This is a genomic window from Streptomyces sp. NPDC048560, assembly GCF_040650955.1.
Classification (GTDB): domain Bacteria; phylum Actinomycetota; class Actinomycetes; order Streptomycetales; family Streptomycetaceae; genus Streptomyces.
Genome location: NZ_JBEZIJ010000009.1, coordinates 393,433 through 412,653 on the forward strand (window position 1 = coordinate 393,433; position 19,221 = coordinate 412,653).

General features: G+C 70.4%; 15 protein-coding genes and 2 pseudogenes. 9 read left to right on the forward strand and 8 right to left on the reverse strand.

Annotation, left to right across the window (positions count from 1 at the left end):
* Positions 1-42 precede the first annotated feature (42 nt).
* Positions 43-600 carry a GNAT family N-acetyltransferase gene (locus tag AB0C82_RS25015; protein WP_362845869.1) on the reverse strand — a complete coding sequence of 186 codons (558 nt, stop codon included), beginning with the start codon at positions 598-600 and terminating at the stop codon, positions 43-45.
* Between the two features lie 172 nt (positions 601-772).
* Here AB0C82_RS25015 and AB0C82_RS25020 point away from each other — a divergent pair, with 172 nt between their 5' ends.
* The 5 genes from AB0C82_RS25020 (at position 773) to AB0C82_RS25040 (ending at position 4,959) form a co-directional block, all read left to right on the forward strand.
* The gene (locus AB0C82_RS25020) at positions 773-1,240 is read left to right on the forward strand and encodes a hypothetical protein (protein WP_362845871.1); all 468 of its coding nucleotides are present in this window, start codon (positions 773-775) and stop codon (positions 1,238-1,240) included.
* Positions 1,241-1,569: 329 nt separating this feature from the next.
* On the forward strand, positions 1,570-2,271 hold the full coding sequence (locus tag AB0C82_RS25025; protein WP_362845873.1) for a YciI family protein: 702 nt from the start codon (positions 1,570-1,572) through the stop codon (positions 2,269-2,271).
* On the forward strand, positions 2,268-3,497 hold the full coding sequence (locus AB0C82_RS25030) for a sigma-70 family RNA polymerase sigma factor (protein ID WP_362845875.1): 1,230 nt from the start codon (positions 2,268-2,270) through the stop codon (positions 3,495-3,497). The genes AB0C82_RS25025 and AB0C82_RS25030 overlap by 4 nt, the downstream gene beginning before the upstream one ends.
* A 155-nt stretch (positions 3,498-3,652) precedes the next feature.
* Positions 3,653-4,255, forward strand: a complete 603-nt coding sequence (locus AB0C82_RS25035; protein WP_362845877.1) for a sugar O-acetyltransferase — start codon at positions 3,653-3,655, stop codon at positions 4,253-4,255.
* Between the two features lie 491 nt (positions 4,256-4,746).
* A complete protein-coding gene (locus tag AB0C82_RS25040; protein ID WP_362845879.1) occupies positions 4,747-4,959 on the forward strand; it encodes an EF-hand domain-containing protein in 213 nt (70 codons plus the stop codon).
* A gap of 466 nt (positions 4,960-5,425) precedes the next feature.
* On the opposite strand, the gene AB0C82_RS25045 is transcribed toward AB0C82_RS25040, so the two are convergent.
* Entirely contained in the window at positions 5,426-6,295 is an 870-nt protein-coding gene (locus AB0C82_RS25045; protein ID WP_362845881.1) for an MBL fold metallo-hydrolase, read from the reverse strand.
* Between the two features lie 458 nt (positions 6,296-6,753).
* Here AB0C82_RS25045 and AB0C82_RS25050 point away from each other — a divergent pair.
* Together AB0C82_RS25050 and AB0C82_RS25055 are read left to right on the forward strand one after the other, a co-directional pair.
* A pseudogene (locus AB0C82_RS25050) lies at positions 6,754-8,475 on the forward strand (hypothetical protein); the annotation flags it as partial.
* Between the two features lie 54 nt (positions 8,476-8,529).
* Positions 8,530-9,138: pseudogene (locus AB0C82_RS25055) on the forward strand (DUF6250 domain-containing protein); the annotation flags it as partial.
* 101 nt (positions 9,139-9,239) lie between these two features.
* Here AB0C82_RS25055 and AB0C82_RS25060 read toward each other — a convergent pair.
* The 5 genes from AB0C82_RS25060 to AB0C82_RS25080 all read right to left on the reverse strand — a co-directional run bounded on the left by AB0C82_RS25060 (position 9,240) and on the right by AB0C82_RS25080 (position 15,038).
* Positions 9,240-10,742: an FG-GAP repeat protein gene (locus AB0C82_RS25060; RefSeq protein ID WP_362845883.1), complete on the reverse strand. Its 1,503-nt coding sequence runs from the start codon at positions 10,740-10,742 to the stop codon at positions 9,240-9,242.
* 340 nt (positions 10,743-11,082) lie between these two features.
* A complete protein-coding gene (locus AB0C82_RS25065; RefSeq protein WP_362845885.1) occupies positions 11,083-11,685 on the reverse strand; it encodes a class F sortase in 603 nt (200 codons plus the stop codon).
* A 79-nt stretch (positions 11,686-11,764) separates the two neighbouring features.
* Positions 11,765-12,118: a hypothetical protein gene (locus AB0C82_RS25070; protein WP_362845887.1), complete on the reverse strand. Its 354-nt coding sequence runs from the start codon at positions 12,116-12,118 to the stop codon at positions 11,765-11,767.
* A 102-nt stretch (positions 12,119-12,220) separates the two neighbouring features.
* Positions 12,221-14,332 carry an ATP-binding protein gene (locus AB0C82_RS25075; protein ID WP_362845889.1) on the reverse strand — a complete coding sequence of 704 codons (2,112 nt, stop codon included), beginning with the start codon at positions 14,330-14,332 and terminating at the stop codon, positions 12,221-12,223.
* Complete coding sequence (locus AB0C82_RS25080) at positions 14,316-15,038, reverse strand: response regulator transcription factor (RefSeq protein ID WP_362845891.1); 723 nt, start codon at positions 15,036-15,038, stop codon at positions 14,316-14,318. The genes AB0C82_RS25075 and AB0C82_RS25080 overlap by 17 nt, the downstream gene beginning before the upstream one ends.
* A 216-nt stretch (positions 15,039-15,254) precedes the next feature.
* Between AB0C82_RS25080 and AB0C82_RS25085 the strand changes: the two genes are divergently transcribed.
* Positions 15,255-15,914: a lysophospholipid acyltransferase family protein gene (locus AB0C82_RS25085; protein ID WP_362845893.1), complete on the forward strand. Its 660-nt coding sequence runs from the start codon at positions 15,255-15,257 to the stop codon at positions 15,912-15,914.
* A 75-nt stretch (positions 15,915-15,989) separates the two neighbouring features.
* Here the strand turns inward: AB0C82_RS25085 and AB0C82_RS25090 are convergent, their stop codons facing one another.
* Positions 15,990-17,090, reverse strand: coding sequence for a serine hydrolase domain-containing protein (locus AB0C82_RS25090; protein WP_362845895.1), 1,101 nt, complete (start codon positions 17,088-17,090; stop codon positions 15,990-15,992).
* A gap of 640 nt (positions 17,091-17,730) precedes the next feature.
* Between AB0C82_RS25090 and AB0C82_RS25095 the strand changes: the two genes are divergently transcribed.
* Positions 17,731-19,194 carry an amino acid permease gene (locus AB0C82_RS25095; RefSeq protein WP_362845897.1) on the forward strand — a complete coding sequence of 488 codons (1,464 nt, stop codon included), beginning with the start codon at positions 17,731-17,733 and terminating at the stop codon, positions 19,192-19,194.
* Positions 19,195-19,221 lie beyond the last annotated feature (27 nt).

The window sequence follows — 19,221 nt, forward strand, 5'->3', positions numbered from 1 at the left end:
GCTGCCGCGTTCAGGCAGCAGGTTTGAATGGCTGTGGCGGGATCACCGCGTGATACAAGGCGTGCTCTCCCCGTTGCGAACCGGCGCCGACAGCTCGTAGACCCGCACGTTCCGACCGCAGGTGGGATCCACCGTCTCCCGGAACGGCCGCATCCCCAGTTTGACCATGATCCGCTCGGAAGCGTGGTTGCCCACCTGGGCGATGCTGACGATCCGCCCAAGCCCGCGCTCATCGACGCCGAACCGGACCGCGGCGGTTGCGGCCTCGGTAGCCAGCCCCTGTCCCCAGTGGGCACGTCCCAGCCGCCAACCGACCTCCACCGCCGGCAGCACCTCCGGTAGGAAGTCGGGAACCGAAAGGCCGGTGAACCCGACCAGTTCGCCGGTGGCTCGCGCCTCCACGGCGAACAGACCGAATCCCTTCTCCTCCCACTCACGCTCCATCGCTTCGATGCCGTCGCGGGTCTGCTGTTCGCTACGGACACTGCCGTCACCGATCCAACGCATGACCTCGGGGTCGGCGTTCACGACGGCCAGGGGCAGAACATCCTCCTCGCGCCAGCGACGCAGGAGCAGACGGGGAGTCTCAAGCACGACCATCCGAACATTCTGTCCCAGAGCTACGCCACGCCAAGCGGTTGGGCAGGGAGCACGTTCTCGCTCGGATGCGGGAGCACCACGACGCGAGGGACCGCGCCTGACCAGCCCGCTTGTCGACGGGAGATCAGTTTCCGTCTGATGTCGACGGCGGTGCGCATGGGATTCTGTCAGCATGGAAACGTTCTCAGCCCGCCTGGACGATGCAGGGGAGTGGTGGGCCGCCGCCATCGATGAAGCGCAGGAGGGACGGTGGGTCCGTGATGCCGTGGAGCGGCAGGTGACGACGGACATCATGGCCGCGACCAACGCCCTGCACGGAGGCCGACTCGCGCCGTTCACCGAGGACTCGTGGTACGTGCGCCTCGGGCGGATCGCCAACTGGGCCGGCGTACTCCGGCTCGCGGCTCGGGCAGGGGAATGGGAACTCCAGCCTGTCGTCGGGCGCAGTCCGAAGAACCCTGCGGGCATGGCCGAGCTGCTGTCCGGCATCTATGCGATCGGCGAGCAGGGCGAGCTATGGATGGCGCGGTTTCTCCGGGACGGCCAGGTGCCCCCGGAGAAGGACATCGGCCAGGCCGAGGGCTTCTTCACCGGGTCAGGGTCCATGGAGGATCTTGAGCTGTTCTTCTACGACAGCTGACAGTCGTCCTGATGCGAAAGCTGGGCGCTGAAGTAGCTAGTTGGAGCGGGGACTTACCCACGCGGGCATCTGGGGAAGTGACATGGGAGCCGATACCGCGGTGCCTGCACGGCCTTCATGCCCCGCACCCCACACACAAGCGCGGACCACCCCCGCTCATCTCCCGTCTGGACGGCCCCACTTCGGCGCCAGTCCCCGCAGCGCGTTCGCGTTGGCCGACCTCGGTCCCGTCGGTCGACGGAGATAGGGTCGTCGAAATCTTCGCCGCGTTGTCGGATTCCGCAAAGTCCCTTCGTCGTCTTCATGAAACGCTCGAGAGGAGAACGGTCATGAAGTACGTGTTGTTCGTCGCCACCGACCCCACAGGGGAACCGACCGACGAGAACCCACAGGCGTGGGTCGAGAAGTGGAACGACCGCGGCGTCCGTGTCGAGGGAATGCCGCTCAAACCCGTCAACGAGACCAGAACCGTACGCGTCCAGAGCGAGCGAGTACTGGTCACCGACGGGCCGTTCGCCGAGACGACCGAGTGGATCGCCGGGTACGACCTCGTCGAGGCCGCCGACCTGGACGAGGCGATCGAGGTCGCCGCCTCGCACCCGATGGCGACCGGAGGACGTATCGAGATCCGGCCGGTGGAACCGCTCGATCTGGGACCCGGGACCGCGAACATCCCGCATGAGGGCGACGCGCCCGCCTCTCGCTTCCTCGGCATCTTCCGGACGGACCCGAGCGCGCCGTCCGTCGCCCCCGAGCCCGCCGAAGTGGCGCACTGGGTCCGCGACGGCCTCGCATCCGGCCGCTACCTCGGCGGCGAGCACCTGCGTCCCGTGGAGGACGCCACACTCGTCCGCCGCCGGGGAGGGAAGTTGCTGATCACCGACGGCGCGTACACGGACACGGCGGAATGGGTGTCCGGGATCGTGTTCCTCGACGGTGAGTGGGAAGAGGCGATCGACTACCTCTCCCGCTCCCCCATGGCGCGGTCGGGAATCGCCGAACTGCGCGAGTTCTGGACCGACTTCTCGTGAGGACCGGGCCGGCGGAGGTGCGGGCGGCGCTCGCCGAGGCGTACCGCGGCGAATGGGGCGTCGTGTTCGGCACGATCGTGCGCCTGACCGGCGACTGGGATCTGGCCGAGGACTCCGCGCAGGAGGCTTTCGCCCGCGCCCTGCCGGCCTGGGAGCGGGACGGAGTTCCGCGAAGACCGGGGGCATGGCTGGTGACCGCCGCGAGGCACCGCGCCCTCGACGTGCTGCGCCGCCGGACGACCGAGCGCGGCAAGCTCGCCGAGGCCGCCGCGGTGGAGGCGGGGCGCGAAGCTCAGCCGCCCGGCGACGAAAGGCTGCGGCTGGTGTTCACCTGCTGCCACCCGGCGCTCCCCCTCGAAGCCCGGGTCGCACTGACCCTGCGCGCGGTCAGCGGCCTCACCACGCGCGAGATCGCCCGTGCCTTCCTGGTCGGCGAGGACACCGTGTCCCAGCGGATCCTGCGGGCGAAGCGCAAGATCGCGGCGGCAGGGATCCCGTACCGGGTGCCCCCGCCCGGGGCGCGTGCCGAACGGCTGCACGGGGTCCTCGCCGTCATCTACCTCATGTTCACCGAGGGGTACGCACCGAGCGACGGCAACACCGTCCGCGACGCCCTCGCCGAAGAGGCCATCCGGCTCGCCCGGCTCGTCGCCACCGAGGCCGCCGACGAGCCGGAGGCGCGAGGGCTGCTGGCGCTGCTTCTGCTCCAGCACTCAAGGCGCGCCGCCCGGCTCGACGCGGACGGCGGGCTGGTCACGCTGGAACGCCAGGACCGGACGCGATGGGACCAGGCGCTCATCGCCGAGGGGGCGGCCCTCGCCCGCGAGTCAGACACGGCGGACGGCCCGTACGCCCTCCAGGCGGCGATCGCCGCACAGCACGCGCTCGCCCCGGTCGCGGCGGCCACCGACTGGGTGACGATCGTGGCGTTGTACGACCGGCTCCTCTCCGTCCGCGCGAACCCGGTCGTTGCACTCAACCGGGCCGTCGCTGTCGGGATGCGCGACGGCCCGCAGGCGCAGTTTGACGCCGTCGACGCCCTCGGAGCGTCCAAGGAGTTGGTCGGGAACCACGCCGTTCCCGCAGTCCGGGCGGACGCGTTGCGCCGCCTCGGCCGCCCGGGCGAGGCGGCGGAGGCGTACCGGGCGGCGGAGGCGCTCGCACCGAATGGGGCGATCGCCCGTGAGTACGCTCAGCGGGTTGCCGAGTTGGGACCGCGCCCTTGACTTCGATACCCGTCGACCGCCGGAGAGCGAGTGCCTGGAACGGCCCAAAGACCCAACGTCGGCCTGTGCCGTCGCGGGCCGGCGTCGGGTGCGCTGTCGAGGAGGCACGCGTCGGATCTGTGCCCCGAGGAATCGAATGAAGGGAGTGCCCCGCTGTGAGGGATACACACAACGAGGAAGTGCTTGCCCGGATCGCCGAAGGGCTTGTCTACAGCGAGTCAGAGGCCGCCTTCCAGGCCCCTCTGCGCCGGGCGGAGGAGATCTTCGAGTACAACCACACGCCCCCGAGTGCGGTGGAGAGGCGTCGGTCGCTGCTCCTCGCCATCTTCGGCTCGGTCGGTGAACGAACGGTGCTGCTGCCGCCGTTCAACGCCGGGTTCGGCAGCAACGTCCACCTCGGCGACGACTTCTTCGGGAACGTGAACCTCACGTTCGTGGACGACGTGAGCATCCGCATAGGCCACGGCGTCATGATCGCTCCCAGCGTGACGCTGACCACGACGGGGCACCCGGTGCATCCCTCGCGCCGGGTCGACTTCGGGCGGTTCTCCGAACCGATCGTGGTCGAGGACAAGGTGTGGATCGGCAGCAATGTGGTGGTCCTGCCCGGCGTCCGTATCGGATACGGATCGGTCATCGGTGCCGGCAGCGTCGTCAGCCGCAACATTCCACCGATGACAGTGGCACTCGGAACCCCCTGCCGCGTGGTCCGCCAGATCACGGACGAGGACCTCACCACGCGCACTGCCGACCGCTAGGCCGATTCCCTTCGGATCATCTGATCGTTGGTCTGGCGTGTCGTCGGCTGACGCCCGGTGGGTACGCATCGAGCCGTTACTGCCGGACCGGAAGCGCCGAACACATCCACTGCCCCACTCGTGCCTGCCCGGCCCCTGCCCACCGCACCGCACCGCGGGCAGGGGCCGGGCCCGGTCCGGGTGTGAGTAGTTGAGGCACAGGAAATCCCGGCGAATGACCTTGCCAGCTGTCCGGTCTCCGTGGCCGCGAGGACCTGGCCCTGCAGATGCTGCCGGAGATCGGCCTCCTCCTCCGTGCGGCGGGTGCGGGCATCGTCAGGGCGTCGGATACGACCTTCGGGAGGTTCGGAACGGTCAGCAGCGAGACGCCGGCGCGGCCCTCCTCGATGTGGTGAATCGCCGCAGTGTCCTGTGTTGCGCTGACTGCGGTTTGTCCCAGGATGTCAGGGTGTTACTCGTATCGGTCCCTGTGCACGAATCCAGGAGGAGAAATGGGAAAGATGACCGAGGCCGAGGCCGAGGCTGTGTTCGCGGAGATCGATGCGGACGGAAACGGGGAGATTCGGTTGCGCGAATTGAGGGACTACGGGAAGGCCCACGCCGGCACCCTCGACGGAGTGAAGCTCGCCGACTTCGTCCGGCAGGCCGACACGGACGGCGACAGGCGGATCAGCCTCGCCGAGTTCAAGGCGTTCTTCGTCTGACCGATCGCATCGCCGCACAGGGGGTGCGCTCCGGCGAGATCGATCTTGCCGGTAGTCGGCCTCCGTGGGCTGAAGGGCCGGGTCGCGCCGGCAGTCGAGTACTGGCCCAGGGTCGAGGAGTGATGGGCGTAGCCGACGCGGGTGTCCACGCCCCAGGTGTCCGGGTCGGTGCCGGGCCGCCAAGGCTGCCCGCGGTTCGCGGTCGGCCGGGGTCCGCACCCGCAGGAGCTTCGCGAGCCGGGGCGCGTCGGTGAACCGGCCGGTGCAGTACGTCCCGGCGTCGGCGCGTGGGCGGCACGGCGATCCCGGCTCGGTCGCGCACCGCGGGCACGTGTACCGGTATCCGCCCTTCGCACCAGCGGTGAAGAGCGCTGCGCCCGTCGGGCTCAGCTCGTCGTGCGGGTGAATCAGGGCAGGCCGCCATGTCGATCATGACGGTTGGCTCGAACGGCTCGAACGGCCGCAATCAAGCTGAGACGAACGGCTCCGTCAGATGCGGCGTCGCCAGGTGCAGCGTGGTGGCGGTCTCGCGGTTGAGCATTCGCTCTCGCGAGTTCCTGGCCGCCTCAGGGTCGTCCTCGTGCGCGTAGGCGAGCTCGGGGTGGAGCAGCTGGAGCGCGTGCACCAAGAGGTCGCCTGTGACCAGCGCCAGCTCGCGCCCGTCGGCGACCAGCACACTCTGGTGCCCGGGCGTGTGACCGGGCGTGGCGACCGCGCGCCCTGCACGAAGCGGTGTGTCTCCGTTGAGGAGCCGGAGCCGACCGGCCGCCGCGAGCGGGTCGGTGAGAGCCTCGCGAAGCTGCGGGTTGAGCGCGTCGATGGCGTCGAACTCGGCCTGCTGGAGCAGGTATTCGGCGTTCGGGAAATAGGGGCGGCGGCCGCTGGTCGCACTGCCGGGCGAAGGGGCGCTTCCCACTGAACCGCCCTCGGACGGGACGGCCGTCTCGGTGACGACCGCCCACCCGACATGGTCGGTGTGCAGATGGGTGAGCACCACGGTGTCGACCTCGGCCGGGTCGATGCCCGCGGCGGCGAGCGACTCGGGGAGCACGCCGGGCACCGGCGCCCACGAACGGGCGGGGCTGTCAGCCGGACCGATACCGGCGTCCACGACGGTGATGCCCTTGTCGCCGCGGATCGCGTACGCGCGGAACTGGAGCCGCCAGCGACCCTCGGCGTCGACCGCGCCCGGGTCGTAGCGGTCGGCCTCGGCCCACTGGGCGTCCGTGGCCTCGGGGAAGGCGCCGGCGCGCGGGGAGAAGAACGGGCCCTCGCCGTCGGCGAGGGCGATGATCTCGGTCGAGCCGATCCGGATGCGGGGAACACTGAGGGACATGGCCTCGATCCTGCCACGCCTGGATCCACACCCAACTGCCCTACCGTCCAACGTATCCTCGCCCGAGCCGGCGCAACCGGCAGCACCGATGAGTGATCCAGGGCTCACCGACCACACTCAAGATCAACTATTGGCGGCTTCCGGACTCACCTCGGCGACACCCGGTCCGCCCTTTGTGAGCACACCGTTGCGGTCGTGTGGCGGAGCGGCCCAAAAGATCGACACGGCGGCGCGGCGAGGACCATTCTCATCAGTAAGCGCTTACCCCCTGCTCGCTCCGCTCGTCGCGGAGCCCGCCACCGCGCCCCGCGCACCAAGGAGCCATCACCGTCATGCACGCCATCCGTTCCCGCTATCGAAGACTCGCGGCGCTGAGTGCCGCCTCGGTCATCGCCGGGCTCCTGTCCGCGCCGTCGGCAGCAGCGGCCGACCACGACCGGCCGAAGCCCCTCCGGATCATGGAGAACCTCGACCGAGGACTCGTCGCCGTACCCACGGCCAAGGGCACCTTCCTCAGCTGGAGGCTGCTGGGAACCGAGTACGGAGCCGACGTCGCGTTCAACGTCTACCGGGCCGGAAAGCGGCTCAACCACCGCCCCCTGACCGGGTCGACCACGTACCAGGACCGGGGCACAGGCCGTGGAACGTACACCGTGCGCGCGGTCGTCGACGGACGGGAGCAGACGGACGGCGCCCTCGCGCTCTCCCTCACCGACAGCTATGCGGAGATCCCTCTCGCCGATGCCGACGGTTACACGGTGCAGCACGCCTGGCCGGGCGACCTCGACGGCGACGGCCGCTACGAGTTCGTCGTCAGCCGCCTCTCCGCCTCTCGCGACAGGCCCGATCTGCTGGAGGCGTACACCCTCTCAGGGCAGCGCCTGTGGCGCGTCGACCAGGGGCCCGGTTCGTACACACAGGCCACGGGCAACGGCGCCAACGACCCCGCGCCCGCGGCGATCAGCGGTTCGACCGCCATCGGCGGTTACCGCAACGACGACAACGTCACCGTGTACGACCTCGACAGCGACGGCAAGGCCGAAGTCCTCGTCCACACCGCGGACGGCACCACCTTCGCCGACGGTGCCCAGGTCGAGGCGGACTCGCCCGCGCGACAGTTCGTGTCGGTCATCGACGGTGAGCACGGCACGGAGCGGACCCGGCAGCCCGTACCTGACGACTTCACCCCCGACGGCCCGTCCGGCGGTCACTTCGGTGTGGCGTACCTCGACGGCGTGCACCCGAGTCTGGTCACGAAGCTGGTCACCCGCGTCGGGGCCAAGCGTGGCGCGTTCCGCACCCTGTTCCAGACCTGGGACTTCGACGGCCGCGAGCTGAGCAGACGCTGGAAGTACGTGGCCACCGTGGAGAGCGGCTCCACGAGCTTCCACCAGATCCGCGTCGTGGACGTCGACCAGGACGGCAAGGACGAGATCGCCGACGGCAACTACGTCGTCAACAGCGACGGCACCCTGCGCTACGTCGTCGACGGCGCCGGCCACGGCGACCGCTTCCACATCGCGGACCTCGACCCCGTGCGGCCCGGACTGGAGGGCTTCGCGATCCAGCAGTCCGAACTGGGCGTCGTCTCCCGCTTCCCCTGGTACTACTACGACGCCGGCACCGGCAGGCGGCTGACCACCGGGGCCCATCCGGCGGACCCGGCAAGTGAAGCCGACCTGGACGTCGGCCGTGGCACCGCCGCCGACATCGACCCCCGCCACCGCGGCCTGGAGTACTGGACCTCGACCGCCGACGTCACCGCCCCCGGCGCCGGCGTCCGCAACGTCCGGGACGGAAAGGTGTCCACGACCACCCCCAGCGTCAACTTCCGCATCTGGTGGGACGGGGACAAGGGCGCCGAGCTTCTCGACGGTACGTACGTCGAGAAATGGGATCCGAGGACCGAGACCTCCGACCGGATCTTCGACCCGTCCGGCGTCGTCTCCGCGGCCCGCAACGCGACACCCTTCTACGGCGACGTCATCGGTGACTGGCGGGAGGAGATCCTCGCTGAGACCGACGACCACACCGCACTGCGCCTCTACACGACCACCGCACCCACCCGCAGCCGGCTCTACACACTCCCCCACAACCCGGCCTACCGCCTCGGCTGGACCGTACGGGGCTATCTCCAGTCGACCTTCACCGACTACTACCTCGGTTTCGGTTCAGGGAACCCGCGCAAGCCGGCGATCCGGACCGACACCGGCCCCGACCGTGCCTGGACCCGGATCGCGACCGACACCTTCCGCTCCGGAACGGAGCGATGGCGCTCCGAACTCCAGGACGGTGGCTCGGTGACGGCCGCCGACGGCATCCTGGACATCGACGTGCCGAGCGGCGCGACGGTCTGGTTCGAGCGGAAGCTGAGCGGGCCGTACGAGATCGAGTACACCGCGACACCCGTGTCCCAGGGAGGCCCCAACGACCGGGTGTCCGACCTGAACAACTTCTGGAACGCCACTGACGTGCGCTCCCCCGACGACCTCTTCGCCACGCCGCGAGGCGGCCGACTCGACGAGTACAACTATCTCAAGACGTACTACGTCGGTTACGGAGCGAACGGCAACACCACCACGCGCATGCGCCGTTATGTCGGCGAGCCGGACAACCGTCCACTGCTCTACGACTACACGCAGCCGCTCCTGACGGCCGACGAGCCGAACCGGGTCAGGATCGTCTCCGACGGATCCGCAGTGCGGTGGTGGAACAACGGTCGGCTGGTCTTCGACCACCACGACCCGGATGCCTACACGAGTGGGCACTTCGCCTTCCGCACGGTCACCAGTCACTTCCACATCAGTGACTTCACGGTCTGGCGCCCGCCGGCAAGGGAGTGAGCCTCGGCCACGCGGGGGCCTGCCGTCCGGAGCACCGGTGACGTGAGCCACCGGCGCTCCGGACGCCTCTGCCTGCCACTTCGCCGTACTCGGCGCTCCCGCTACTCGTCGATCGCCGTCCCGAACCGCGCGTCGGCCACCGGCGCCCCGAGTCGTGCCCCGTCGTACGCCCACGACCCCTTGGCGATCAGCCCTGACGACGAGGCGGGGAGCACCCACACGAATCCGTCGTGGGTGTTCTCGCCCGGTGCCGCCGCCAGCAGGCCGAATCGTCCGTCCTTGTCGGCGTCGATCAGCCGCACCTGGCCACCCCATGCGTCCGAGGTCTCGGCGGCACCGGGGATGTCGGCGAGATTCTGGTCGAAGCTCTTCGCACCCACATCCGTGAGGCCGAACGGTGCGCCGCGCATCACCCACACGGCGCCCGCGTCGGCCACGGCCCCGATGTCCTCGCCCGGCGCTCCGATCGCGAGGTCCGGGTGGCCGTCCCCGTCGGTGTCACCGGCCGACAGCTCGGCGCCCCACTGGTCGCCCGCCTCAGCGGTGCCGGGTACGCCGGGAGAGTCCTGGGTCCACGTCTGCACCTCTTCCGGTTCCAGGCCGGCCAGGTCGCCCCTGCCGAGGTAGACGGAGATGCCACCGCCCGGCGGCGAGCCCACGCCCGTGTCGCCGATGATCAGGTCGTCCTGGCCGGTGCCGTCCCAGTCGCCGGAGACGATGGCCGGGCCACCCCTGAACGTGCCGCCGTCACCGAGGTCGGCGACGTCCGGGGCGCCGTGCAGCACCTGCACCGAGCCGACGCCGCGCTGGTCACCGGTCGTGACGCCGGAGATCGCCAGGTCGGCCCAGGAGTCCTCGTTGTAGTTGCCGTGGCTCAGGTTGCGGAACTCGAAGCCGGTCTCCAGCGGTGCGAAGTCCCGCGCCCTCACGCTGCGGTCGGAGAGCTTCAGTTGCTGCGTGGCCGCGCCGGGCGGTGCGGTGAAGAACAGCAGCGCGTCGTCCTCCAGTACGGCGATCGAGTCGCGCATGTGAGCGTTCGGGTCCGCCGGGTCCGGAGCGAAGTAGCGGGCCGCCTCGATCGCCCGCCCGAAGTTCGCACCGGCCCGCAGCTCCCCGGGGTTCTGCAGCCACGTGCTGTCCGCCCCGTGCAGCCCGGTCGGCGAGCCCCAGAAGACGGTGGCGCCGCCCGCGTCGGACAGCCCCGCCACGTCCTCGCCGGGAACGCCCACGATCATGTCGTCGTATCCGTCGTTGTCCAGGTCCCCGGAGGCCACGGCGCGCCCGAAGCCGTCACCGGTCTCGGCGCCGCCGGGTACACCGGAGGAGTTCTGGTGCAGGACGGTCCGCTTGGTCGTGCTCAGACCGCTCGCCGAGCTGTACTGCACGCTGACGTAACCGGCGCCTTTGATGCCACTGATCGTCGCGCCCGGTGCTCCGGTCAGGACGTCGTCGAAGCCGTTGCCGTCGAAGTCGCAGTTTCGCTGCTGCCAGCCGATGGACGGGAAGGGCGATGCGGCCTGTGCGGCCGGGGCCGTGACAACGGCTCCGCCGCCCAGGGTGAGCAGTGCCGCGGCCGTGAGGGCCGCACTCTTGATGTGACGCACAAGAACCTCCGTGGTCTCCTGGGTTGCCTACGGCGTCCCTGCTCAGCCGCGGTGGATTGTGCGGGGGGAGGTGCAGGGCACGGGAGGGGTGGTCCATGCTTCCGCGCCCGTAGTAGAACGGCGCGGAAACATGTGGGGCCTCCCCCGCTGGGTGAGCTCCGAACGCACATGCCGTTGTGCGCTCACCCAGAAGACGTCCCAAGTTCGTCGAGGGTTGTACGCCGGACGAAGGGTTGTCCGCCGGACCGAAGGGTTGTCCGCCGGACCGTCGGAGTCGGGGGACACCGACGCGCGGCCGGTGCCTGGCGCCGCGGACGGGGGCCGGTGCGAAGGGCCCCGGTCAGCGAAGCGTCGCGTACACGATGAGGTTGTCGACGGGATGGCCTTCGGCGTCGAACGCTCCGTCGCACGTCACCAGACGGAGCACGCGCTCGCCGGTCGCCCCGTACACCTTCTCCGTGGGGAAAGCGTCCTTGTCCACGGTCTCCCTACCCGTGACCGTGAAGCGGGACTCGCCGCCCGCGCCGTCGGACACGACGATCTCCGCTCCCTCGGCGACCGACCGGAGGTCGTGGAAGACGGCCTTGCCGAAGCGGGTGTCGTTGTGGCCGATGAGCACGGCGGCCCCGGGTTCCCCTGGAACGGCCCCGCCCGCGTACCAGCCCGCTGTCATGCCCTTCTCGGCCGGCGGCACCTCGACCGTGCCGTCCTCGTTCAGCCCCAGCCGCATCAGCGCGGTGTCGATGCCGAGCGACGGGACCGTCAGCCGGGTCGGCGCGGGCGCCTTGACAGCTTCCGGGGACCGGGGTGCGTGCGAGGCCGTCCGGGCGGGCGCCTCGGGGGCGTCCCCCGCCGTGCCGCATCCCGTGACGGGGGCGATCAGCAGGCCGGCCGCGGTGGCGGAAACGACCGCCCGCCGGAACGAGTTCGGTATGAGGGGCATGTGCACTCCGGTGCGGTGGTGAGAGAAGCGGAAACGGGAGTGGCGCCGCCCCCGGGGGAGGCGGCGCCACTGTGCTCGGTCAGCCGTTGCGCTGAGCGGCGGACCGGCGACGGAGCACGAGGGCACAGGCGCCCGCGAGCAGCACCGCGCCGGCGGCCGAGCCGTACGACGCGGTCCCGTCGACGGCCTGGACGGGACGCTCCCCCGCGTCGACGCCGCCCCGCGGCATCGTGCCCGGCTCCGCCACTGCGGGAGGCGCGGTCGCCGAGGGCTCGGCCGCCTCGGAAGGGGTGGCGCTCGGGGCGGCCACGCTCGGCGTCGGCGCCGGCGTGGCAGGGCCGCCGTCGGCGACGGCGGCGGCCGTCGGGAGGAGTACCGCTCCGGCGGCGGCGGCGGTGAGGACCGCGGTGCGCAGGGTCGTTCGCAGGGACATGAAGAACTCCGATTCCAGCTCGGCATGGGTGGTGCCCGCGCTCGGATGCGCGTCGGGCGTCGCCGGCTCGTCCCAGAGTGGAGTGAAGTTGTGAGGAAGCTGTCAGACCGCCGTTTCCATCGGATCAGGGCCGGCCGACGGAAGCCGCAGGGTGAATACCGATCCCTGCCCCACGGTGCTGACCACGCCGGTCGTCCCTCCGTGCGCCTCGGCCAGCTTGCGGACGATGGCCAGCCCGAGGCCGCTGCCACCGGTGCGGCGGCTGCGGGACTTCTCGGCACGCCAGAACCGGTCGAAGACGTACGGCAGGTCTTCGGGCTCGATACCGCTGCCGGTGTCGGCGACCTCCACCACCACTTCCTCGCCTGCGGCACCGCTGCCCGTGTCCCCCGGCGAACCCGCGTACGCGCGCAGTGTGACGTGCCCTCCGGGCGGGGTGTGGCGTACGGCGTTGGCCACCAGGTTGCCCACCGCCTGGCGCAGCCTCACCGGGTCGGCGTCGAGGGCGGGTGCCGGCTCGCTCCCAGCAGCGACGGCCACGGTGAGGCGGACCCCGGCGGCCTCCGCCTCTGCCTGGTGGGCCGACGCGACCTGGGCGAGCAACTCCTCGATCCGCACCGGCTCGGGGTGCAGTCGCAGAGCGCCGGCATCGGCCGCCGACAGGTCCTGGAGGTCGTCGATGATGTGCTGGAGCTGGACGGCTTCCTCCAGGAGCGAGGAGACGAACGTCGCGTCGGCCTCGGCGATGCCGTCCTGGGCTCCCTCCAGCCACCCCCGAATGTTGCTCAGCGGGGTGCGCAGTTCGTGCGCGACATCGCTGACCATCACCTTGCGCTGTTCCTCGAGACGGGCGCGGTGTGCCGACATGTCGTTGAAGGCGGCGGCCAGCCGGCCTATCTCGTTGTCACCCGCGACCACAACCTGCGACGGGCTCTCACCGTCCCGCATCCGCTGGGCCGCTCCCGTGAGCGCGTGCAGCGGCCGTACGAGGCGGACTCCGGCGAGGACCGAAGCACCCACGGTGAGCGCGAGAACGAGCGCCGCGGCGCCGATGACCTTTCCGGTGTTCGCCGCGGACAGTTCGAAGCCGGGAACAGCCCCTCCGCCCGGGTCGGTGATGAACAGCAGCGCGGGTGCGGCGACATAGGAACTGAGCTGCTCCTGCCGGGCGATGCCGACGCACGAGGCGATGTCACGGTCGTTCTCGCTGTCCAGGGGCGAAGGGGTGGCATACGGCGTCGCCACGGCGGTCCCCGGAACACGGACGTCCGGTGCGGCGGCCGGCGCTTCGGTCGGTGCGTTCGTCGGTGCTTCGCTCGGCGCTTCGGGGGCGGCTGTGGGGACGGGATCCCCGTCGCTGTTCCACGAGAGGTCGAGATCCAGGCGTACGCCTTCGCGGCCCTGCCTCTTCAGACACGCGTCGACGAGTTCGTTCAGCGCCCTCAGCGCCCTCGTCTCGGTACGGGTCGGGCTGTCGAGCGCGTACGTCGGGCACGAGCTGCTCCGCAGCCGGTCCGGATCGTTGCCGACGACCTGGACGCGGGGGCGCCCGCTCGGCGCCTCGACGACGTCCGAGGCGATTCCTGACCGGCTGAGGCACTGCACCGCGGCGTCGGCGGTGCGCCTCAAAGACGTACGTTCGGCCTGGGGCAGCCTGAACGGTCCTACGGCCCGCGGGTCGATGCGGTCGTCGGCCGAGCGTTGTTCCCCGTCCGCACCGGGTGCGCCGACCGTCACGGACACCGAACCGGACGCCGTGCCCGCCCCGTTCGGACCCGTGACCCCTGATCCGTCCACGGTCGCGCTCGCGGCTGTCACGGACAGGGGGTCGACCACGGCGGTCGCCTGGGCCGGAAGGGCCGGGGGCAGCGGAGAGGCAGCCGCGGAGTCGGCGACCGGCTCCCGGCTCTGCGTCGTCAGTGTGATGCGCCGGTCGGCCGTTTCGGCCAGCTCGTCCACGGTGGCTGCCACCCCGTCCCAGGTGGGGTGTTCGGCCGCGTAGGCCAGCAGCGCGTCAAGGATCCGGGTGTCGGCGGCCAGGTTGCGGCCCTGCTCCTGCTCGATCGCACCGGATGTGGTCTGGACGGCCAGCCATGCGGTCGCCGCGACGGAACACGCCGCGACGAGCGCCGACACCGCGAGCAGCCGGCCGAGCAGACTCCTGCGCAGCGGCAGACGCGGCCGCTGCCCTCCCCGCTCAGCGCGCCGAAGCACGCGTGGCCGCCTTCAGCGGATCCATGAGCTTGTAGCCGACTCCGAAGACGGTGAGCAGCCGGACCGGTCGGCGGGGCGCACGTTCCAGCTTCTTGCGCAGGTTCATGATGTGCACATCGACCGTACGGCTACTGATGTACCGGTCGAATCCGTGCAGTTCGGCGAGCAGTTGCTCGCGGGTGAAGACGCGCTCGGGCTCGGCGGCCATGGCCGCCAGGAGGCGGAACTCGCCCGGTGTGCACTCGACTCCGGCGCCGTCGACGGACACCTCGTGGCGCACCGGATCGACCACGAGGGTTCCCACCCTCAACACGTCGCTCTCGGCCCGTCCTTCGTCCCGGCGGGTCCGCCGCAGGAGCGTGCGCACACGTGCCATGAGTTCCCGCGGACTGTACGGCTTGGTCATGTAGTCGTCCGCCCCCAGGTCGAGCCCGAGCAGCAGATCGTCCTCCGTGGCCCGGGCGGTCAGCATGAGTACCGCCGTCTCACGCCGCTCCGCCCGCAGTACGCGGAGCACGTCCAGTCCGTCGGCCCGGGGCATCATCACGTCGAGGACGATGAGGTCGGGAGCTCCCCGTCGTGCCTCTTCCAGCGCGGACAGACCGTCGGACACCACCGTGACCGCATGACCTTCGCGCTCCAGGTAGCGGCGTACAAGCTCCGCCTGCTTCGGGTCGTCTTCGGCAACTATGATGTTCGCGCACACAGGGGTGATGGTAGAGGAGCCCGAACCGAGGCCCTCGGCCGAGCGACCGGGCGGCAGGCCCACAGGTCGCGCCCCTCCCCCGTGGCCGTGAAACACGGTCACGGAGAACGGTGAGCACCGTCAAGCCGCTCAGAGGCGGTGAGTACGGGTGCTCAGGCCCCTGGAGGGCCGCGGAGCCACGATGGGACTCCCGCCGCCCTGATCCCGAGGAGCCCCATGCTCAGCCGTATCGCTGCCGGTGTCGTCCCTTCCCTCGGCCGCATGACGATGTCCGCCGACCTTCCCTCCGTCCAGGGCCCGGGCATTCTCGTCGCCAACCACACGTCCCTGGCCGATCCGGGCGTCGTGCTGGCGGCGCTCCGCCGCCTCGGCATCGAACCCGTCGTCCTCGCGACCGCCGGCCTGTGGCGTATCCCCGTTCTGCGGTACGTCCTGGAGCGGGACGGGCACGTGCCCGTCCACCGCCGCACAGCCCGCGCTGCCGACGCCCTGGACGAGGCGGCGGCCGCACTGCGCGCGGGCCGCCATGTTCTCGTCTACGGTGAGGGCCGCCTCCCGAGCCGCACGGACGCGGCCGAAGCGGCCCCCGAAGCGTTCAGGAGCGGCCCCGCCCGGCTCGCCGCCGCCTCCGGAGCCCCTCTCATTCCGATCGGCCAGGCCGGTGCCCGCAGGATCACTTCGGGCAGCCCCACCAAGCAGGTGGCGGGGCTGCTCACGGCGCCACTCCGGCGTCCCCGCCTGCACGTCCACGTCGGCGCTCCGCTGGTGCTGCCCACCGAGATCGGAGCGGCGAGCGCGGTCGCCCGCCACGCCGTCACGGCGGCCTGGCGTACGGCCGCCATGGAGTTGGGCGAACCGGCGGCACTCGCGGCATGAGCTGCCCACGAGAGGCGGGCGGTGGAGGCTGTGACGGCGTCACGCCGGCCACAGCACTTTTCGGCTCCGCGCCTTTCAGCGGCAGAGAGCTGCGTCCAGAATGCCGTCCATGTGCTCCTTCGTCGCCTGGCCAGGCTGGGTGGTGACGGCGACGTTGGCGGCACGGCCCTCCTCGGTGGCCCCGCCCCGGGTCTCGTAACCCGTCATGCTGCCGCCGTGACCCCAGTACACGCCGCCGCACGACAGGGGTGTGCTCACGAGGCCCAGCCCGTAACCGGCTCCGGCGGGAAAGGGGTACGCGGCGGGGACGGTGGTCCGCATCTGGTCGAGCTGCGCCTTCGGGAGGAGGTTGCCGGCGAGCAGGGCCGTGAAGAACCGGTTCAGGTCCGAGTTGGTCGACACCATCTGCCCCGCCGCCCAGGCCCAGGAAGGGTCCCATTCCGTGGCGTCGACCGCAGGCGCGCCCGCCGTGTCCTGGAAGTAACCCCTGGGGTGGCGCTCCCGGATCGCCACCTCGCCGGGGGCCGGGAAATAGGTGTGGCGCAAGCCGACGCGTTTGATGACCCGCCGGTCGATCTCTTCGGCGAGTGTGCGTCCTGTGACGTCCTCGACGATCAGGCCGGCCACCACGTAATTGGTGTTGCTGTACGCCCATTTCTCGCCGGGCGCGAAGTCGGCCTCGTGCTGGAGAGCGAGGCCGAGTAGTTCGTGGGGTTCGTAGGGGCGGATCTCATCGGCGAGGTACCGGGTGTAGTTGGGAAGTCCGCTGGTGTGCTGGAGCAGTTCACGGACGGTGATGTGGCGGCCGTCGATGCCCTCCCCGCGGACGAGTCCGGGCAGATAGGTGTCGACCATCGCGTCGAGGTGGATCCTCCCCTCGGCGACCAGTTGCAGGACGACCACCGCGGTGAACGTCTTGGTGTTGCTCCCGATGCGCACCTGGCCGTCCTGCGGCACCCGCGCGCCGGTCGACAGATCGCCGGCCCCCGCGACGTACGTGCGGCTGTGGCCACCGCGTCCCCCGACGCTCGCCAGCGCGGCGGGCACACCGTCGGCTCGCACCAGTGCGTCGAGGCCCTGTTGGGGCGTGTCCGGCCTGGCGGCGGCGGACGCCGCGCCCGGGACCAGGGCGCCTGCCGTCATGACAGCGACGGCCAGTGCGGTCAACGCCGTCACGGTCCTGCGGCGACCGTTGCTCCGTCCGGAAGAGCGAAACGTATGCCATACCTGCTCACGCATGAGCCAACTCCTGCGGGGTCATCGGAAGTCGAGCGACTTGTGGACCCAGCATCGCCGGACGCGCGGCCCGGAACGATCGTGCTACCCGCCCGGACTCAGGTGGGGATAGCCCCCGGCCGGCGGGACGGATCGGGCAGCCGGTCGTGAGCGGTTCGCGACCCGATCCCAGCGCGATACACGCATTGGGCTCTCGCCCCGACGACCGGGCGGGACCCGCGACCTCCGCAGCCTGCCTACTTCGCGACCTGCGACACCTGCGCGACGTGCGCCACTCAGGCAAGCATGACGCGTCCACGCCAGGCGGGACGCGCGCCCTTCGCGTCCCCGATGTGTCGATTCATGCGACGGGGCGCAATATTTCCCCGCCCGCGCCACAAATGCGCAATGATCATCTGCCGATGCGCAACAACCATGCATTACGAGCGCGAACTCTGGGGCTTAGGCTCATGCCTCGTACCAGGAGTGGCGGCGACCGCCTGCTCGGCGGTTCCCCATCCCCCTCGGGTCTCCTTCGTGACGCCCGTGTCACCGCCGCGGTCCCCTCCACTGACCCCGCAGCGATGAAGGAGTCCCCCCAGTGCTGGACCAAGGCACAGTCGCGCCCGACGCCAAGGCCCCCACGCCGAAGCCGTCCGCGCTCTCCGCCCTTACTCGGCGCAAGCCGGTAGAACGCCTGGTCGCCGAGGGTGGACAGGGTGAAGGCGGCAGTCTCCGCCGCTCGCTCTCCATGTGGCAGCTGACCATGATCAGCATCGGTGCCACGCTCGGCACCGGAATCTTCGTGGTACTCGGCGAGTCCGTGCCCAAGGCCGGCCCGGCCGTCACCCTCGCCTTCGTGTTCGCCGGACTCACGGCACTCTTCTCGGCCCTCTCGTACGCCGAACTCGCCGGAACCATTCCGGTAGCCGGCTCCTCCTACTCGTATGCGTACGCAACGATGGGTGAACTCGTCGCCTGGGTCTGCGGCTGGTGTCTGCTCCTGGAGTACGGCGTCTCCGTCGCGGCCGTCGCGGTCGGCTGGGGTGACTACCTCAACGAGCTTCTCGACGGCACCCTCGGCGTCACGCTGCCCACGGCGCTCAGCGCACCTCCCGGCGACGGCGGCATATTCAACCTGCCGGCACTGATCGTCGTGGTGCTCGCCATGATGTTCCTGCTGGGTGGGGCCAAGGAGTCCGCCCGCGCCAACACGATCATGGTCGTCGTGAAGATCGCCGCGCTCGTCCTCTTCTGCGCGATCGGCTTCATGGGATTCAAGTCGGGCAACTACCGCGACTTCATGCCGCTCGGCGTCGGAAGCGTGGGCGCCGCGGGCGCCATCCTCTTCTTCTCCTACATCGGTTTCGACGCCGCATCCACCGCCGGGGAGGAGGCCGAGAACCCCAAGCGCGACCTGCCGCGGGCGATCATGCTCTCCCTGGTCATCGTCACCGTGCTGTACGTGCTCGTCGCCGCCGTGGCCGTCGGTGCCTGGGACTGGAAGAAGTTCGCGGGCTCCGAGGCGACACTGGCCGCGATCATGAACGATGTCACCGGACAGACGTTCTGGGGCACGCTGCTCGCTGGTGGTGCGGTCATCTCCATCGCCAGCGTCGTCCTGACGGTGCTCTACGGGCAGACCCGCATCCTCTTCGCGATGTCCCGCGACGGCCTGGTGCCCAAGGTCTTCGGCAAGGTCCACCCGAAGTCCGGGACGCCTCGGGTCAACACCGTGATCGTCTCGCTCTTCTGCGGTGTCCTCGCGGCGGCCATCCCGCTCGGCAAGCTCGTCAGCGCGACGAGCATCGGCACGCTCTTCGCGTTCGCCCTGGTCAACATCGCCGTCGTCGTGCTGCGCCGCAACCGGCCCGACATGGACCGCACCTTCAAGGTGCCCTTCGGCCCGGTCTTCCCCGTCCTCGGCTTCATCTTCTGCGGCTACAGCATGTACACCCTCGACATGGACACCTGGACGGTGTTCGGCATCTGGATGGCCGTCGGCCTGCTGTTCTACTTCGTGTACGGCATCCGCCGCTCCCGCCTGGCCTCCGCGGAGAAGTGATCCACCCGTAGCGCCACTTGACGCAGC

Bases quoted from the DNA above. Each gene is read 5' to 3' on its own strand.
- AB0C82_RS25070 (WP_362845887.1), bottom strand. From the start codon at position 12,118: ATGTCCCTGCGAACGACCCTGCGCACCGCGGTCCTCACCGCCGCCGCC.
- AB0C82_RS25085 (WP_362845893.1), top strand. From the start codon at position 15,255: ATGCTCAGCCGTATCGCTGCCGGTGTCGTCCCTTCCCTCGGCCGCATG.
- AB0C82_RS25045 (WP_362845881.1), bottom strand. From the start codon at position 6,295: ATGTCCCTCAGTGTTCCCCGCATCCGGATCGGCTCGACCGAGATCATC.
- AB0C82_RS25020 (WP_362845871.1), top strand. From the start codon at position 773: ATGGAAACGTTCTCAGCCCGCCTGGACGATGCAGGGGAGTGGTGGGCC.
- AB0C82_RS25065 (WP_362845885.1), bottom strand. From the start codon at position 11,685: ATGCCCCTCATACCGAACTCGTTCCGGCGGGCGGTCGTTTCCGCCACC.
- AB0C82_RS25015 (WP_362845869.1), bottom strand. From the start codon at position 600: ATGGTCGTGCTTGAGACTCCCCGTCTGCTCCTGCGTCGCTGGCGCGAG.
- AB0C82_RS25040 (WP_362845879.1), top strand. From the start codon at position 4,747: ATGGGAAAGATGACCGAGGCCGAGGCCGAGGCTGTGTTCGCGGAGATC.
- AB0C82_RS25025 (WP_362845873.1), top strand. From the start codon at position 1,570: ATGAAGTACGTGTTGTTCGTCGCCACCGACCCCACAGGGGAACCGACC.